Origin of the sequence: uncultured Varibaculum sp., from assembly GCF_902489465.1 — a bacterium.
Lineage (GTDB): Bacteria > Actinomycetota > Actinomycetes > Actinomycetales > Actinomycetaceae > Varibaculum.
This window is the reverse complement of record NZ_CABTZZ010000004.1, coordinates 56,813-73,670: the sequence shown is the minus strand read 5'-3', so window position 1 is coordinate 73,670 and position 16,858 is coordinate 56,813. Positions and strand designations below refer to the sequence as shown.

The 16,858-nt window shown below is 52.5% G+C and carries 15 protein-coding genes; 9 read left to right on the top strand and 6 right to left on the bottom strand.

Going from position 1 to position 16,858, the window contains the following annotated elements; all coding sequences use genetic code 11:
- Nucleotides 1-87 precede the first annotated feature (87 nt).
- Nucleotides 88-393, top strand: a complete 306-nt coding sequence (locus RDM26_RS01530; protein WP_307737303.1) for a DUF3039 domain-containing protein — start codon at nt 88-90, stop codon at nt 391-393.
- Here the strand turns inward: RDM26_RS01530 and RDM26_RS01525 are convergent.
- On the bottom strand, nt 390-1,781 hold the full coding sequence (locus tag RDM26_RS01525; protein WP_307737302.1) for a nicotinate phosphoribosyltransferase: 1,392 nt from the start codon (nt 1,779-1,781) through the stop codon (nt 390-392). The genes RDM26_RS01530 and RDM26_RS01525 overlap by 4 nt on opposite strands.
- Nucleotides 1,782-1,924: 143 nt before the next feature.
- Here RDM26_RS01525 and RDM26_RS01520 point away from each other — a divergent pair, with 143 nt between their 5' ends.
- From RDM26_RS01520 to RDM26_RS01505, 4 genes are read left to right on the top strand one after another with little or no spacing between them, the layout of a single operon-like run.
- The gene (locus RDM26_RS01520) at nt 1,925-2,221 is read left to right on the top strand and encodes an ATP-dependent Clp protease adaptor ClpS (protein WP_278608724.1); all 297 of its coding nucleotides are present in this window, start codon (nt 1,925-1,927) and stop codon (nt 2,219-2,221) included.
- Nucleotides 2,218-2,811, top strand: coding sequence for a DUF2017 family protein (locus RDM26_RS01515; protein ID WP_278608723.1), 594 nt, complete (start codon nt 2,218-2,220; stop codon nt 2,809-2,811). Before RDM26_RS01520 ends, RDM26_RS01515 begins: the two co-directional genes overlap by 4 nt.
- A gap of 10 nt (nt 2,812-2,821) precedes the next feature.
- The gene (gene murI, locus RDM26_RS01510; protein WP_307737301.1) at nt 2,822-3,637 is read left to right on the top strand and encodes a glutamate racemase; all 816 of its coding nucleotides are present in this window, start codon (nt 2,822-2,824) and stop codon (nt 3,635-3,637) included.
- Complete coding sequence (locus tag RDM26_RS01505) at nt 3,634-4,419, top strand: MBL fold metallo-hydrolase (protein ID WP_307737300.1); 786 nt, start codon at nt 3,634-3,636, stop codon at nt 4,417-4,419. Before murI ends, RDM26_RS01505 begins: the two co-directional genes overlap by 4 nt.
- Before the next feature lie 24 nt (nt 4,420-4,443).
- On the opposite strand, the gene rdgB is transcribed toward RDM26_RS01505, so the two are convergent.
- A complete protein-coding gene (gene rdgB, locus RDM26_RS01500; RefSeq protein ID WP_307737299.1) occupies nt 4,444-5,103 on the bottom strand; it encodes an RdgB/HAM1 family non-canonical purine NTP pyrophosphatase in 660 nt (219 codons plus the stop codon).
- Nucleotides 5,100-5,834 carry a ribonuclease PH gene (rph, locus tag RDM26_RS01495; RefSeq protein WP_307737298.1) on the bottom strand — a complete coding sequence of 245 codons (735 nt, stop codon included), beginning with the start codon at nt 5,832-5,834 and terminating at the stop codon, nt 5,100-5,102. Before rph ends, rdgB begins: the two co-directional genes overlap by 4 nt.
- A gap of 268 nt (nt 5,835-6,102) precedes the next feature.
- Between rph and nudC the strand changes: the two genes are divergently transcribed.
- Nucleotides 6,103-7,122, top strand: a complete 1,020-nt coding sequence (nudC, locus tag RDM26_RS01490) for an NAD(+) diphosphatase (protein WP_307737297.1) — start codon at nt 6,103-6,105, stop codon at nt 7,120-7,122.
- A 10-nt stretch (nt 7,123-7,132) separates the two neighbouring features.
- Nucleotides 7,133-9,178: a UvrD-helicase domain-containing protein gene (locus tag RDM26_RS01485; protein WP_307737296.1), complete on the top strand. Its 2,046-nt coding sequence runs from the start codon at nt 7,133-7,135 to the stop codon at nt 9,176-9,178.
- Here RDM26_RS01485 and RDM26_RS01480 read toward each other — a convergent pair.
- Together RDM26_RS01480 and RDM26_RS01475 are read right to left on the bottom strand one after the other, a co-directional pair.
- Complete coding sequence (locus RDM26_RS01480; protein WP_307737295.1) at nt 9,175-10,116, bottom strand: hypothetical protein; 942 nt, start codon at nt 10,114-10,116, stop codon at nt 9,175-9,177. The genes RDM26_RS01485 and RDM26_RS01480 overlap by 4 nt on opposite strands.
- Before the next feature lie 74 nt (nt 10,117-10,190).
- The gene (locus RDM26_RS01475) at nt 10,191-11,816 is read right to left on the bottom strand and encodes a zinc-dependent metalloprotease (protein WP_307737294.1); all 1,626 of its coding nucleotides are present in this window, start codon (nt 11,814-11,816) and stop codon (nt 10,191-10,193) included.
- 125 nt (nt 11,817-11,941) lie between these two features.
- Between RDM26_RS01475 and RDM26_RS01470 the strand changes: the two genes are divergently transcribed.
- Nucleotides 11,942-13,033 carry a S16 family serine protease gene (locus RDM26_RS01470; RefSeq protein ID WP_307737293.1) on the top strand — a complete coding sequence of 364 codons (1,092 nt, stop codon included), beginning with the start codon at nt 11,942-11,944 and terminating at the stop codon, nt 13,031-13,033.
- On the opposite strand, the gene RDM26_RS01465 is transcribed toward RDM26_RS01470, so the two are convergent.
- On the bottom strand, nt 13,002-13,610 hold the full coding sequence (locus tag RDM26_RS01465; RefSeq protein ID WP_278605443.1) for a PPA1309 family protein: 609 nt from the start codon (nt 13,608-13,610) through the stop codon (nt 13,002-13,004). The genes RDM26_RS01470 and RDM26_RS01465 overlap by 32 nt on opposite strands.
- A gap of 118 nt (nt 13,611-13,728) precedes the next feature.
- Here RDM26_RS01465 and RDM26_RS01460 point away from each other — a divergent pair, with 118 nt between their 5' ends.
- Complete coding sequence (locus RDM26_RS01460) at nt 13,729-16,839, top strand: UPF0182 family protein (RefSeq protein WP_307737292.1); 3,111 nt, start codon at nt 13,729-13,731, stop codon at nt 16,837-16,839.
- Nucleotides 16,840-16,858: the final 19 nt, after the last annotated feature.

Here is a 16,858-nt window from a genome sequence, read left to right as displayed (position 1 = left end):
GTCAGCAAATAATCCCTCTATGCCTGCCCTAAATCCAAAGCTACCGACATTTTTCTGCCGCGAGTAGTTAAGATTGAGGGTATGGAAATGCGTAACGGTTTATCGGATCCAGATAGCGGACAGACCGAGGGTGGGGTAGGAGTACTTGAACGCCCGGAAACTCACAGGCAAGAGCCCGGGGACAAAGACCGTTATGCGCATTATGTGTCTGCCCATCGCCTGGCTACCTCCCGACTTACTGGGCAACCGGTGGTTGCCCTCTGCGGTAAAGTCTGGGTTCCCACCCGGGAGGTGCGAAACCACCCGATATGTCCGCGCTGCGTAGAGATTAAGAAAGAGATGGATGCTTCCGGCGGACCTGACTGGCCATTTCGCGGTCCCGGTTCCCGCTAGGCTCGCGGATCTGCGCTCGTGGGGGCTTCTACTTCGTCCTGGCGCTCAGTTAAATCAATAATCTCGGTGGGGATTGCCGCTTCTCCTGCCGAGAGCCTCCAGCCCTGGTAGGGGAGCTCGTTACGTGCCTTTATGTGATGGTCTTGCGCATCCTGCAGCGCCTGCTTGCCAAGGTAGCGACGATTGATTTCACCGTTAGTTACCAGATCTACTAGCAGCGGGCGGGCGTTACGGCGCTTAAACTCGGTCTCAGCTTGCTGGGCGTTATCGGCGACTACTACCAATTCGGCGTTGGCATATCCGTCCTCGCCGCGGGCGCGTCCTGCAAATTTGCGTCCTCCTAAAGTGGATTTAGAGGTCGATCGCTTGGCAACATCATGAATGGAACCGTCCTCATTGACGCGCTGCACCAGTTTGTAAACCAAAGCCGCCGTCGGGATGCCCGAACCAGTCACCATCTTGGTGCCCACCCCATAGGAATCGACAGGAGCAGCCCCGAGGGCGGCAATCGCGTATTCGTCCAGGTCATTGGTGACTGTAATCTGGGTGCTTTGTGCATCTAAAGAATCTAGTAGTGCGCGTACCTTAAAAGCCTCCGCCACCAGGTCTCCGGAGTCCAAACGGACGCATCCCAGTTCTCCGCCGGCTTCTCTCGCCAGTTTAACCCCGCGTTTAACTGCACGCGGAACATCATAGGTGTCCACTAAGAGAGTGGTGCCCGGCCCCAGGTTTGCTAGTTGCGCCCGGAAGGCGTCTTCTTCGGAGTCGTGAATCAAAGTAAAAGAGTGCGCAGCGGTTCCGATGGTGGGAATCCCGTAACGCTTGCCAGCTTCCAGGCAGGAAGTCCCCCTGAAACCAGCAATATAGGAGGCGCGGGCGGCTGAAACTGCGCTGCGTTCATGAGTGCGCCTCGCTCCCATATCTACGCAGGGGCGTCCGTGAGCGGCGATAGTCATTCGCGAGGCCGCGCTAGCTACCGCGCAGTCATGATTTAGGATCGACAGTAATAGGGTCTCTAATAAAACGCACTCCGCAAATGTGCCCTCTACCTGCATTAGGGGAGAGGATTCGAAATAGCATTCCCCTTCGGTGTAACCGCGAATGTTTCCCTTAAATCTATAGGATTTCAGGTAATCCAGGCAGTCATCAGAAACTATTTTTTCCCGTGACAAATAGTCGATCTCTTCACTTGAAAACTCAAAACGTTCCAGAGCCTCAATAATGCGGGCATTGCCAGCCATCACTCCAAAGCGACGCGCCGGGGGTAGACGCCGGCCGAACAGCTCAAAGATAGCTCCCCGATCCCAGGTTCCTGACTGCAAGGCAGCATCCACCATGGTCAGTTCGTACATATCGGTTAGCAAAGAAGTGGTAACTGAAGAACTCATGATCTTAGCATACTCACAAACCAGATATAATCCAGTTTTCGACTTATAGGCGGAAACAAGGTTCTGGGCTCGATTGTAGATGCAGAAATAAAAATAATTTTCAAAACCTCCCATTCCCTGCGCCTTCCTAATAGTCTGGAAGTATGGTTAATGATCTGGTATCAGACCCGGGTACTCCGCCGTACTCGGACAGTACTCGCCTAAAGCAGTGGCGGGTTACTATCTTGCGAGATCCAGTTAACCAGCCCCGATATGTAGAAAGAGTATTAGCTCACCAGTTTTCAATGTCGCGGGAAAAAGCCAAGCGCATCCGGCTAGAAATTTTTAACCAGGGACAAACGGAAGTTGCCGCCGGTACTCGCGAACGAATGGAAGCTCTAGTGCAGGCGTTGCACGGTTATGGTTTGCGCGCTACCTTGGGCGGACCGGATTCACAATGAATACCTTTCGTCCCGTTCCCGGAGGGTGGGAATGCCAGATGGGGGCAGTTGAACGGGACTTGTTCCTGCAAGCCATTTGCGAAGTGCGCACCCTACTAGATCCGCCGGTCTTGCCATTTGAAATCACCACCATGTTAGGGGAGGGCGAAGAAGAAACCTCCGGCAGTACTATGCATCTTGAAAACGCTTCTTTGGATCGGTTACTCCCGCCCGGATCCGCCGATGAGGCAACCGCGCAAACTATGCGTGACTTGACCGATTCGCAGTTACGTACTCAGAAAGCTGAACGCTTGGATCGTCTCTACTCTTTGCTGTCATCACAAACCGGATCGGTGATCGTGATCGAAAACGGGCAAGAGTGGGATTGGCTTAGCGGAACCAACGATGTGCGTCTGGCCATATCTGGCAAAATTAAACTGGGAGATAGCGATGAAGGTGCACAGCACAGTTCTCTCGAATCTTCGCAGGTAACACCGAAATCAAGGGATGAAAAATTTGAAGAAGTCCTGGTTTCATCCTTTTATGAATGGCTCTCTGGGTGGCAAGATTCACTGTTGCAGGCGATAGATTGCTGGCCGCGGCCTAGCTAGGCTGTTTTTTGTGACTAATGAAGCCGCTATTGGTATTTTTGACTCCGGAGTTGGGGGACTAACGGTCGCGCGCGCAGTTCTTAATGTGTTGCCACGCGAAGAGATTCGTTATGTAGGGGATACTGCCCACACTCCATACGGGGAAAAAGAGCTGGAAACTGTGCGGGGCTATTCCCTGTCGATTATGGATTCTCTGGTGGAATCCGGGGTAAAAATGCTGGTAATTGCCTGTAATACTGCCTCGTGTGCGGTGTTAGATCAGGCGCGGATTAGATACCAAGAAGAGCAGGGAATACCAGTAGTCGAAGTGGTACAGCCCGCAGTTGAACATGCGGTTACCCGTTCACGTAACGGCAAGATCGGAGTCATCGGCACCCGGGCAACTATTGATTCCGGGGTATATCAGAGGAAGCTTTCAAAAATGGGGGCGGAAGTTTTCACCCAAGCGTGCCCGCGTTTCGTTGAATTCGCAGAAGAAGGTATCACCGCCTCTCAGGAACTATTTGACGTTACGGAAGAATATCTAACTCCTCTCAAAGAAGCAGGAGTAGATACTTTAGTTCTCGGTTGTACCCACTACCCACTGCTAGAAGGGCCAATCTCCTATTTCATGGGAGAAAACGTCTCCCTGATTTCTTCTTCCTCCTCAGTTGCCAGAAAAGTTTATGGCGAACTGGTGGAAGCAAAAATGTTGCGTCCCTTTGGGGCACAAAAAGCAGATCACCGCTTTATATGCACCGAAACTAAAGAGAGTTTTATCGCCCTCGCCTCCCGAATAATGGGGGCTAACTTTAATGGAATTAAAGAGGAGGAAATCACGAAATGATCCTGACAGTGGTAGGGGTAACCGGTTCCATGTCCGGCCCGGCCTCCCCGGCGTCTTGCTATCTTTTACAAGCAGAAGGAACCGACTCTCTAGGTCTGCCCCACACCTATTCGGTAGTTTTTGATTTAGGTCCCGGCTCTTTCGGACAGCTGTGGAACTACACGGATCCGACAAAACTAGACGCGGTAGTACTCTCTCACCTGCATGCGGATCACTGCTCAGATATAGTATCGATGCAGGTACACAGGCGTTGGCACCCTAGGGGAGAGCTAGGGCCGATTCCCGTGTATGCCCCCAAGGGGGTAAAGGATCGAGTGCGCGGCCTAGATGGTTTTAGTCCCCGCGACGACTTCAGCTCAGAATTCGAATTCCACCATATAAAGCAGGGACGAGAATTTAATGTCGGTCCCTTGCAGATTAAACCCTTCGCGGCTTGGCACTCGGTTCCTGCTTTTTCTTTCCGGGTCACCGGTCCTGGTAAGAACGGTCAGGCGGTTTTCACTTATTCGGGAGATTCTGATGAGTGCGACACCCTGGTACAAGCCGCCACCAACTCGGATCTATTCCTCTCTGAATGCGGTTTTACCGGGGAAGATGAGGTTCGCGGTATCCATATGTCGGGGGATCGAGCCGGCCGGGTGGCACAGAACTCGGGAACCAGCAAGCTGGTGCTCACCCATATTCAGCCCTGGACAGACCCAGAAGTGCCGTTAAACGAAGCAAAAACTACCTGGCGCGGAGATCTCGAAATTGCTCGCTCCGGGATGAGGTTCGAGCTTTAGGATCCCCAAGTAGGACGTATCTAGTTAGGGTCGTGCTTGAGCAGGGGTAACGTTTCCTCCTAGTTCAATAGTGGCAGCGATTGCAGGGGCGAGGGCGCGGAAGGCTTTGCCCCGATGTGACAGAGCATTCTTTTCACTCGGACTTAGTTCGGCATTCGAATGCTGCTGATTTTCAGCTATAAAAATCGGGTCGTAGCCAAATCCGCCTTCACCGCGGGGCGCAGTAAGCAACTTCCCAGTCATTTTCCCGAGGCAGTGTCGCTCTAAGCCAGCCGGCGAGACTAGCACTGCCGCACATACAAAACTGGCGCCACGATTTTCTGCAGGTACGTCCGCCAATTGGTTGAGTAGTAACTCTAGGTTCGCTTGGTCATCCCCATGATGCCCACACCAGCGTGCCGAGAAAATTCCGGGAGCACCCCCTAAAATATCTACGCATAGTCCCGAGTCATCAGCAACTGCCGGCAAGCCGGTTCGCTGTGCTACTAGACGGGCTTTTATCAGTGCGTTTTCAGTGAAACTTACCCCGTCCTCTACCGGTTCTTCGATCCCCAGCCCCTCGGCTCCCACAATCATTTCCGGAGAAAAACCGGGGATTAACGGACAAAGAATCTCGGCAAGTTCGCGTACCTTATGGGGATTATGGGTGGCGAGGATCAAACGCGCGCCGGGAGGTATTTTCACGATAGTGCCTCGGTTTGGATGCGGGAAATCTCTTGGATTCCTTTATCGGCCAGATCCAAGAGCTGGTTCAACTGGGAACGATTAAAAGCTTCGCCCTCGGCAGTCCCTTGGATTTCAACGAACTTTCCCGAGCCGGTCGCCACGATGTTCATATCGACATCCGCGCGCGAATCCTCTTCATAGGGCAGATCTAGCAGGGCGTTTCCTTCAATAAATCCTACCGAAACCGCACATAGTGAATCGGATAGCACCTTGCCGGGACGGATCCATCCTTTTTCTTGTCCTACTTTTATGGCATCCACCAAAGCCACATAGGCGCCGGTAATCGAAGTCGTGCGGGTACCGCCATCAGCCGATAACACGTCGCAGTCCAGCACAATGGTGTTTTCTCCTAGGGCGCTCATATCTACTATGGCTCGCAGGGAGCGGCCAATTAAACGTGAAATCTCATGGGTGCGTCCCCCGATTTTTCCCCGTACCGATTCGCGTCCCGAACGAGTGGAGGTGGCGCGTGGCAGCATTGCATACTCAGCAGTCACCCATCCCAGGCCAGAATCTTGCCGCCACCGCGGAACCCCTTGGGTCAGGGAGGCATTGCAGAGGACGCGGGTATTTCCGCAGTCAATCAGCACGGAGCCTTCGGCCTGTTTTGCCCAGCCACGGGTAATTGTTAGCGGTCGCATCTGGTCAAAAGCGCGTCCATCGGCGCGTACAAACTTTTCTATACTCACGTTTCCGATTATAGATGACTGCGGTTTTTGGCAGCATTGGCACTCCGGCTCGGCACCTCCGCTTTTTTCCCATGGCTGAGATACTAGGCGAGGAAAGTGCAGCAAGTTTCAACTTTCCGGACAGTGATTGCGGTAAATAGGAGGATAATAGCCGCCTTCCCAGAGGGACTTAATTTAGGCGCGTAGCAACAGACTTCCTGCAATTTAGAATCGACATTTGCGCGTCCTCCAGATGCCGCTGGCCGGTAAAACGGATAGGTTAGTGTTTATGGATAGTCCTGCTCTTTCGCGTTATCGCATCGATCTGGATACGGGTTGTCGCCAGTTCGTGCATGTACCCAGCCTACTGCGAGAGGGCGCGACGGAAGTTTTTGCGGTCTCCGATCGGCGTCGGGTTCTCTTGCCGCTAAGTGACGGAGTCAGTGTGGCTCCGGAAATAACGGCCTCCCGTTTCCACGTTTCGGCTCCTTTCGGGACGGGAAGCCTCTACCGTCTTTCTAGCGGTGAGCGGCAGTTTTTAGGACAAATACAGTCCTGGGATGAACGTTACCAAGCAGGCAAAGCCTGGTACTTGGGCAGAAGCGGTGCCACCAGCCGAGTTGCCCTGTTCATTAATGACCATGAACTGGCAGGACTTGCTGAACACACGGAAGCATCTCTACGACTAATTCCCTTACGTCAAGTGGGAGCCTTTTTAAACGGTCAAGATGCGGCCATTGCTACCCACGCGACTTGTCTGGGACTCTGGCACTTGGACACTAACTATTGTTTGCGTTGTGCCACGCGACTTGAAATCGCGACCGCAGGTTGGGAACTTCACTGTCCTAGGTGCAGAGAAATTTTTTACCCCCGCCAAGATCCTTCCGTAATCGTTGCTATAAATGATGAGGCCGACCGGTTGCTGCTGGCACATAACTCGGCTTGGGAGGCTAACTTCTATTCGGTGATTGCCGGCTATGTAGAAGCCGGGGAATCTTTAGAGGGCGCGGTTCACCGGGAAGTTGGGGAAGAAGTGGGACTGGAAGTCGATGAAGTACGCTATCTTACCTCTCAACCTTGGCCTTACCCGCGTTCGCTAATGTTAGGGTTTTCTGCTCGCTCACGCACCCCCTATTTTATTTTGGATGAAACCGAGGTCGATCGTGCGTTGTGGGTAACTCGCGCCGAATTCATGGAGTTAGTGGCCAGTAGGCAAATCAGTCCTCCCGGGCCGTCCACAATCGCCTCAAACTTGATTGAAAACTGGTTGGGCTCACCAATTGTTCGTCCCCCAGCCAACTACCTATAAGCTGATTGACGTGGAGCAGGCAGAAGAACTTTTAAAACATTTAGACCCTGATCAGGCAAAAGCTGCCAGGGCTTTGCGGGGGCCAGTATGTATTAGGGCGGGTGCGGGCACCGGTAAAACTCGGGCGATTACCTATCGTATCGCCTATGGGGTGCGAACCGGGGTCTATAACCCCTATTCGGTTTTAGCCGTGACATTCACGGTGCGGGCAGCGGCAGAAATGGGGTCGCGTTTGCGGCTACTAGGGGTGCAGGGCGTGCAAGCGCGTACATTCCATTCGGCTGCTTTGCGACAGCTTAGATATTTTTGGCCCACTGTCATCGGTGGGCAGTTACCAAAACTAATAGAAAATAAATCTTCGCTGGTAGGGGCGGTAGCTGCCCGGCTGGGACTCCCTAAAGAGCGGGCGGCAGTACGTGATTATTGCGCAGCGATTGAAATGGCCGCGGTGAGTATGGTCAGTCCGGAAGAATATGGAAAATGGGTAAAAAGTACTGGGACACAGCCGCCGGCGGGGATTTCCACTTACGATATGGCTGATATTCTGCGCGGATATAGCGAGGCTAAAAGAGAGCGATCCGTTATAGATTTTGAAGACGTACTGGCTTTGACCTGTGGAATGATCGAGGAACGTCCTGATATTGCCCAGCAGATCCGCTCCCAATATCGCTTCTTTGTGGTCGATGAGTATCAGGATATTTCTCCCCTACAAAAACACCTGTTAGAGCTGTGGCTGGGGCAATCAAATCGTGATCTTTGTGTAGTGGGGGATGCTGCCCAAACCATTTATTCTTTTGCCGGTGCTACTCCGGAATACTTAGTGAACTTTGCTGAAGAATATCCCGGTGCCCATACGGTTACTCTTTCTCGAGATTACCGTTCGACTCCGCAGATCGTCTCCCTGGCGAACGGACTGGTTAATCGAGATAAGCAAACCAAAAAACAGGCAGTAAAGCTCACCTCGATGCGCGATTCTGGTAGTGCGGTACAGTTCGATCGCTACCCAGATGATGAGGCCGAGGCGACAGCTATCGCGAAAATGATTAAGGAACGAATTGAAGCGGGCATTCCCGCTAGTGACATCGCGGTTCTATTTCGCACCAATGCCCAATCCAGCATGTTTGAAGCGGCTTTGGCACATAAGGATGTGAAATATTGGGTGCGCGGCGCAGAAGGATTCTTTAAACGCCCCGAAGTTTCCACCCTCGTAAAACAGGCAAGTGTGATCGCCCGCCGCGGGGCGCAAGGCAACCTCGGAGAAATCGTGGCGGAATTAGCTAGACCTCTCGGGTGGTCGCAGCAGGCTCCTGACACTCAGGGGGCGATCCTCGATCGTTGGGAGGCGTTAAATACCCTGGTCGCACAGGCACAGCTCAAAGAGGCAGCGGGATTATCACTGCCCGCTCTGGTACAGGAATGGCAAGAGCTTGCCCAGGCGCAACTTGATCCTTCTGGCGGGGGAGTTACTTTGGCTTCCATCCATTCCGCCAAAGGTTTAGAGTGGAAAATTGTTTTCCTGGCGGGAGCCAGCGAGGGGCTGCTGCCGATCACTCAAGCGAAATCAGGAAAAGAACTGGCGGAAGAACGCCGCCTGTCCTATGTGGCCGTAACCAGAGCGCGCGATGAGCTATATGTTAGTTATGCGGAAAAACGTTCCCTAGACCGTAAGGCTACCCGCGCCTGTTCCCGGTTTTTCTCTCCAGTGTGGCCGCGGGAAGAAACCGCGATGAAAACCGTACGTACCCCCAGCACTCGTAAAGATACTAAACGATTCTTAAATGAGGCCAGTCAGGAAGAGCAGGAACGCTTTGAACGTTTGCGGCATTGGAGATTACTCGTGTCTCAAGGACAGGGGAAACCGGCCTATACAGTGTTTTCGGATACCACTTTGCGTGATATTGCCCTTGCAAAGCCGCAAACCCTAAAACAGTTGTCGTTGCTTAGAGGGATCGGTCCGGTCAAGTTAGAACAGTTCGGGGCGGACGTTCTAAGAATTTTGCGAGGGGCGGATCCCGATCAGGTTGCTCACCAGCAGTTGCAAAATCTTTTGGACTAGTCCCGCACGCAACCGCACTGGGGGTGGGGTTGCCATTGCCGCAGCTGAGGTAGGGGATCCGCGAGATTGAAAATCCAAGATGCTCCGGCTAGAGATAACGGAAGCCCAGATAGATAGTTCAATATTTCTCGCACCGCAAAGGCACTGGCATATTCGGCTAGAGCAGTGTCGACCATTACCGGAGCAGCGCAGGCTAATTGGGCAGCTATCCGCGGCCACTCCGGATCGGCATCTCGTTTGGCTAAATGCTGACAGTGTAGGCAACAGGTAGTCCCGGGAATAAACAAAGGGCCAACTTCAATCTCGGTTTCCCGTTTGATAATCGGCAAGTGAGGGACTCCCCTGTTAATGCAAGCCTTCGCCCAGGCGGGATTAGTAAGGTAGGAATTGATAGCAACTTCTATGGTTACCGCTTTATTGGGCAGCTGCTTGTTAACTCCCAACACTAACGGTGCCACATCTTGACGCATAGCTCCTAGATAGTCATCTTTGTAAACACACAGATCACGGGTTTTTACTTTGCTTTGATCGCGTAGAATCAGCGAGTGTATCCCGCAGGCTACCAGCTTTCGAGTCAGGGTAATTCCTAAAGGGCCCAGTCCGCTGACTCCCACCAATGCCTGCTCGCGGCTCTTGATTGCGCTATCTGAGCCGTAGAGGTGATAGGCGCAAGCACAATCACCATCTGGCACCTGATGCTTGGCAGCTAGCCCTCCATCTTTGAGAATTTGGAGAATGTCCTTGATTTCTTGCTTGTTTTCCGGAAAGCGACGCTCTAAATGGGAGTTATACCAGCTTTGTTTCTCAAACAGCCACTTGAGAATGGCGATATGAACCGGGCTGAGTCCCTTAACTAAGAAGCCATTACGCCCTCCAGTGCCAAATTGTGCTTGACCACCGGAACGAAGCAGCATTACCGAGCCGTTAATCAATCTCATGCTTCCAGCATTCCAGAAGGAAAAACGGTGACGCTAGAGTTAGTTAAAAACTGTGGATATATTATTATTAAACTCTATTTAGCTGTGTCTGCCGATGGGGAATCGTTTTCATCATCCCTATCTGCGCGGCCAGAATCCTCATCATTTTCATGCCCAGTGGATCCCTTTGGTTCGTTTTCTGAGTCGTGATTGCCGCCCACCAGTTGATCACCCTGGGAATCCACCTCGGGGGTTAACCCTTGTGCCCATCCCAAAGTACCAGAAAGCAAAGAATCTAAATCCTGATCTACCTGGTCTTTTACTGGTTCTTTCCCGCTTTGGCTCATAAAACTCTCGGGATCGGTTAGATCTTGCAGAGTCGGAATCATATCTGGATGTGACCAAACTTGATCGCGCTGGCGCATTCCCTGTTCATTCAACAACCGTGACCACAGTGAGGCGGCTTGCCGGGAGTACTTAGGTCTCAGCTCCATCCCGATAAGCGGTTTTAAGACTTTCTCTATCGGGGAAGTAGTTGCGCGCCGCCGGCGTAGCAATTCCCGTAACTGGATGACATGGGCAAGGTTAGGCATACACGCTCGCGTGGAGACCTCGTCAACCCACCCTTCAATCAGTGCCAAGACGGTCTGCAAATCTTCCATAGCTTGACGCTGGGTTGCGGTTTCTTCAGATGCAAAAATATCTACCGGCAGACCCAGCCGCAAATTTGCGGGATCAAAGTTCCCCAATGGTAGGCCGATTAAGCCTTCTTGCTCTCCCAATTGTTCTTGCAGGCGGTCCTGTAAATCCCGCACTGACCGGTCGATAGCTTCCGGATCGATCCGAATTTCTTGCGCATACCGGGCAAGCAACCGCGACAGCTTGTGGCGCAGCCAGGGAACAGAATGGAAAAGACGCGCATGGGCGGCCTCGCGTACCGCCAGATATTGGCCGACCTCTTCCTCGGTAATCTCTAAATCCTGGGCAAAGTTGGTGATATTTACCGGCACCAGTCCCATGATTTTTTCTTTCGCCAAGGGAATACCGATATCAGTAGAACCAAAAGCAACTTGCGCTATCTGTCCCATAGCTTGCCCAATCTGCACGGCAAACAAGCCAGCTGCCAGGTTCTTTAGTAGAGAATTGGGATCCATAGGGCCGATAATTTGTCCGATACCCGGAATTGCGGCCGAAGCTTTCATCTCTTCGGTATCAATTCCTTGCCGCTCAAATTGTTCCGCGATGGCCTCGGTAAATGCCCGTACCACATTGGCAATCACCGGTTCGGTCAGGCGCTGCCATGCGGGAACCGTAGCTTGAATCCATTCTCGAGGCGTCCACGCCACCCGTTCACTAGCGGTCGGGCTCAAGGTAGTGACCGTGTCAAGCCACAAGTCTGCGACTGAAAGCTGTTCGCGTACCTTCTGAGCCTGAGCTGCGCTAGTGGGAGGAAAACTGGGGAGGCGGGAAGCGGCGACTTCCACCGCTGCATCCCAATTCACGGCTTCTTTGCGAGGGGTAAAGAAATGCTTTAATTGGCTGGCTCCGAAGCTGGATCCGCCGGGGAAAGGAAAGGGCATCGCGGTGCCGGCGAGCTTTTCGGGGTCGATTCCATTTGCTTGTAGCTGCTGAAAGGCGTCTTCAGCGGCCTCTTCTCCCAGCATTTTCTTGAGGATTTGGAACCATTCCGGTCGCTGCTCCTGGCCGTTAGCTTCGCTCAAGTGCTGCCCACCCCCTAAAATAGACTACGTTCTTAAGGGTATCGGTATTGTGAGCTGGGGACTAGGCGCGCGGGATAGTTTCGCCTTGGGCAAAGCCGATTTTGAAACTTCGGGAAGGAGAAAGGGTGACGAGTAAACGCTCTGACAAGTCGCGCCGGCAAGGACGAATTGGAAAAGCCATGATGACGTTGTCCGTTATCGGATTCTTGGTTCTTGGCTTTGCCATTCGCGCGCCCTATGTAATCGAATCTCCCGGGCCAACTTTTAACGTTCTTGGCTCCCAGTCCGGTCACGGGGAGATCATTAAAGTTGCGGGGGCTAAAACCTATCCCACCAAAGGACAGTTACGGATGGTAACCGTTTCCCTGCGCGGAGGTCCGGAAACCCACGTTACCTACGCGGAAGTCCTGCTGGCGAAAATGCGATCAGATAGTGAAGTATTACCCGAATCTGCGGTATATCCCGCGGGGGCAACTGCCAAACAGGTACAGCAGGTTTCTCAGGCACAAATGGAGGATTCCCAACTGAGCGCAAAAGTAGCGGCGCTTAGCGAGTTAGGCTACCAAGTTCCAGCCAAGTTTAAAGTTACCGGAGTGGGTGAGGACTCCGATTTTCGGGGAAAACTTAAAGAGAACGATATTTTGCAGGAAGTTACCTTTCGCGGCAAGACTCAGGCGTTGAATCAAGCTAGTACGCTTTTCGATATTTTGGAGGGCGCAGCGCCGGGAACTACCCTCGAATTTAAGGTTCAGCGTGCGGGGAAAAATCTCTCGATTAGCGGGAAAACCCGCAAACCTACCGATGGGCGTCGTGGCTCCCAACTCGGTATCTATCTAGATCCCCAAGCAAAACTGCCGGTAGATATTAAAATCGCTCTCCAGGAAGTGGGAGGCCCCTCGGCGGGAACTATGTTTGCGCTAGGAATAATCGACCGGTTGACCACTAAGTCCTTGACCGGTGGGAAAGAGATCTCTGGTACCGGCGCAATTTCCTATGGGGGACAGGTGCTGGCAATTTCAGGGATTCCTCAAAAAATGGCAGGCGCTAAAGAGGACGGCGCTCACTGGTTTTTGTTGCCACGAGCCAATTGCGGGCAAGTAAAACCCATGGAAGGAATCCGGGCGGTACCGGTACAAGATCTAGAGCAAGCACGTAAAGTTAGCCTGCAAATCGCAGCCAATAATTTTAAGAATCTGCCACGCTGCCCGGCTCGCTAACTAGCTCCGCTAGTTCGGCATCACTAACTAACATCGCTTTTAATACTGCTAGTAGTTCGGGGACGATATTATCGCCTTGCGCCACCATATCGTCACTATCTTCGCTGCGTGCCCTAGAAGCGCACCAAGTATTTCCGTCACGGGTAGCGGCGGCTACAATCCGCACGTCTTGGCGGGTGGGATGCGCAAGTAAGAACTTCTCCCGCTCCTTCGGGTCTTCAGGCGCTTCGGCATCGGCTTGGGGAGAAACCAAAAAACGTTCCATCGCGACTGCCACTCCCGCCACGTCCTCGCCAAAAACTAGATGCCCGAGAGTATCCATTAGATCTGCGGGAGGAAGATGGTCTTGAAGGACTGCGGTTAAATGCTGCGGATTTTCGGATAGGGCTGCGCGCAATTGTTTTGCCTGAGCTCCTTCCATTTCCGCCTCTAGTTGCGGGAAAATATCCTTGGTGGGTACCAGTGCAAATAGACTCGGGGATTGATCCCATCCCAGCTGAGCTACATCTTTTTCTAGGGAGGAAACCGCTAAGCGCAGGGATAACCCTGCGGCAGATAAATCCGATGAAGTGTCCATGCTGCTATATTCGCATCTTTGCCAAGGTGACGGCTAGTCCACTTTTCTGGGGTGAGTAAAAACCGCAAACGTGAAAGAATGCGTTAAGGCAGATGTTTAATAGAACCCGGAGGGGCTCGTGAGTAACGATTTATTTGGAAATCTTGGCTTCGGTGGTGGTAAAGGCGGTGGTTTTCCCGGCTTTCCCGGTGGATTTGGAGCTGGTAAAGACGGTGGAAACGGTCGCGGCGGCTCTGGAGGAGCCGGTGGCAATGGAAATAGACCATTGCCGAAAATAAAGTTTAAAAAACCGGGGCCCCTTGGTATCGCTATTGGCGTAATCGTGGCACTAGTGGTGGTGCTGCTGGTGGCTTCGACAGTGTGGACCGAGGTTCTGTGGTACCGCCAGACCGGGTATCTGCGGGTGCTGCTTACCCAGTGGATTGCCGCTGGAGGAATGTTTATAGTGGCTTTCCTGATTGCGTGGGCAGTTTTGGCGGTAAACTTGCAGATTTCCTACCGTAACCGCCCGGAAATGGGAACTATCGCTTCTTCTATCCGGTCATATCGTTCCACTATTACCCGGCATCACCGCGGTATCTTCTTAGGAATTCCGGCCTTGATTGCGCTGTTTATGGCAACCGGGATGGCTGCTAGTTGGCGGCAAGTGCTGGTGGCGTTCACCGGCGGTTCTTTCGGGAAGAAAGATCCCCAATTCGGTTTTGATATTTCTTTCTTTGTGTTCCGTTTGCCGTTAATCGATATGGCGGTTACCTTTTTACTGACTCTGCTAGGTATTTCGCTAGTTGCCTGTCTGATTTCCTACTACCTATTGGGGGCAATGGCAGTAACTCCCAAAGCTAAAGCTACTCGCGGTGCCCGTATTCATATGGGTATCTTACTGGCGATCTCTTCGGTGATGGTGGGGATAACTTACGTTATCGACCGCTGGACTATGGTTTATGGGCAGAACTCGCCGACTGATGGTGCTATGTATACCGATGTGCATGCGATTATTCCGGCACGTACGATTTTGGCGGTTATCGCTCTGATTGTGGCGGCACTGTTTGTGTTCGCCGCCTTTAGGGGGGGATGGTATCTGCCGGCCGCGGGCATTGCGGTAACCGTGGTATCTGCCCTGGTGATTGGGGCGGGATATCCGTTTATTATCCAACAGTTCCGGGTTCGCCCCAACGAGCGGGAGCTGGAAAGCCAATATATTGACCGTAATATCAAAGCCACTTTGGATGCCTTCGGGATGAAGGATCTGGATTTGATTTCCTACGACCAGGTCACTAATGAAACCAGCGCTAACCAACTGCGTCAGGATGCTGACTCTACTCAGCAGATCCGGCTTTTAGATCCGGAAATTATTTCCCCGGCGGTACGGCAGATGAAACAGTCGCGCCCTTACTATTCTTTCCCGGATCAGTTTGCGGTTGACCGCTATAATTTCCCGGATAAAGACGGAAAAATGGAAAAGCGCGACACCGTGATTGCGGTACGCGATATTAACTTGAACGGGTTGGCTCAGTCTCAACGTAACTGGGTAAATGACCACACGGTTTACACTCACGGTTTCGGGGTAGTAGCCGCCTACGGTAACCAGGTGACCTCCGAAGGGTTGCCTTCCTATTGGGAATCTTCGCTCTCCGATAAAGAGTCAGGTGACATCGGCGATTACGAGAAACGGATCTACTTTTCGCAAGCCTCTCCCGAATACTCAATTGTAGGCGCGCCCAAGGGGGCGGATCCTAAAGAGTTGGATTACCAAGACGCAAAGAACAATAAACAGGTTTACACCACTTTCGATGGTGACGGCGGACCTCAGGTTGGAAGCTTCCTGAATAAAGTGCTCTATGCATTGAAATTCCGCTCAACAGATCTATTCTTCTCTGACCAGATCAACAGCGAATCGCAGATTCTCTATGACCGAGATCCGGCTAAGCGGGTAGCGAAAGTGGCTCCCTATCTCACCTTGGATTCACGGGCATATCCTGCGATCGTGAATATAGATGGCAAGAAGGGCGAGAAGAAACGGCTGGTGTGGATTGTTGATGCCTACACCACCACTGATTCTTATCCGTATTCTCAGCATATTAACCTCACGGATGCCACCGCCGATACGGCGACTGCGAGAACTGCCCAGTTCGCAGTGCAAAATAACGTGAACTACATGCGCAACTCGGTAAAGGCTGTGGTGGACGCCTATGACGGTTCAGTGCAGCTATACCAGTGGGATAAAGAAGATCCGATACTGAAAGCGTGGCAAAAAATTTATCCGGGTCAGATTAAGCCGCTATCTGAGATTAGCGGGGATTTGATGAGTCACTTGCGTTACCCCGAGGATTACTTCAAAGCCCAGCGATCTTTGCTAGCTAACTATCACGTCACCAATCCTTCAGAGTTCTACACCGGTGGTGACCAGTGGAAACTATCTGAAGACCCCACGGCTACTTCTCGTGACCTGGAGGGATCTGGCAAACTGCAGCCTCCCTATTACCTAACGATGAAGATGCCCACCGGTAAAAACACCGATCAAGGGAGCGCCGAGTTCTCCTTGACTTCCGTGTTTATCCCTGGTGGTGAAGGTCGGCGCGCCGCCATGGCAGGATTCTTGGCTGTCGATTCTGAAACCGGTAATGAGAAAGGTAAGGTGCGCGAAGGCTACGGCAAGATGCGGCTTTTGGCTTTGCCTTCCGATACTACTGTTCCCGGCCCTGGACAGGTACAAAACACCTTCAACTCCGATCCCGAAGTTAACCGGGAACTGAACCTGCAGGATCAGCAAGGCTCTAGAGTTATCCGCGGCAACCTACTGACTTTGCCAGTAGGTGGCGGCCTGCTCTATGTGCAGCCGGTCTATGTTCAATCCACCGGTACCACCCAATATCCGCAGCTGAGAAGCGTATTGGTTGGCTTCGGTGACAAAGTCGGGTTTGCGCCTACCTTGAAAGAAGCCCTAGATCAGGTATTCGGGGGAGATTCCGGGGCGGTTACTGCCTCCAATGACGGTAATAAGAAAGCTCCGGCAGCAAAAGGTAAAGCAGGAGAAGCAGCTACTAAAGCTCCCAGTGCGCAAGAGAAGCTGAACACGGCGTTGCAAGATGCCAAGAAAGCGATGGCGGAAGCAGATAGCGCGATGAAATCTGGGGACTGGACGAAGTACGGTGAAGCCCAAAAGTCTCTAAATGACGCGGTTTCTCGGGCAGTCGCTGCTCAAGATGAGGGCGCCAAGACTGCGAAGTAGCCGCTAGCAGCACCAGCGC

Coding starts and splice junctions, on each gene's coding strand:
- RDM26_RS01530 (WP_307737303.1), top strand. CDS start 88: ATGCGTAACGGTTTATCGGATCCAGATAGCGGACAGACCGAGGGTGGG.
- RDM26_RS01525 (WP_307737302.1), bottom strand. CDS start 1,781: ATGAGTTCTTCAGTTACCACTTCTTTGCTAACCGATATGTACGAACTG.
- RDM26_RS01520 (WP_278608724.1), top strand. CDS start 1,925: ATGGTTAATGATCTGGTATCAGACCCGGGTACTCCGCCGTACTCGGAC.
- RDM26_RS01515 (WP_278608723.1), top strand. CDS start 2,218: ATGAATACCTTTCGTCCCGTTCCCGGAGGGTGGGAATGCCAGATGGGG.
- RDM26_RS01505 (WP_307737300.1), top strand. CDS start 3,634: ATGATCCTGACAGTGGTAGGGGTAACCGGTTCCATGTCCGGCCCGGCC.
- nudC (WP_307737297.1), top strand. CDS start 6,103: ATGGATAGTCCTGCTCTTTCGCGTTATCGCATCGATCTGGATACGGGT.
- RDM26_RS01480 (WP_307737295.1), bottom strand. CDS start 10,116: ATGAGATTGATTAACGGCTCGGTAATGCTGCTTCGTTCCGGTGGTCAA.
- RDM26_RS01465 (WP_278605443.1), bottom strand. CDS start 13,610: ATGGACACTTCATCGGATTTATCTGCCGCAGGGTTATCCCTGCGCTTA.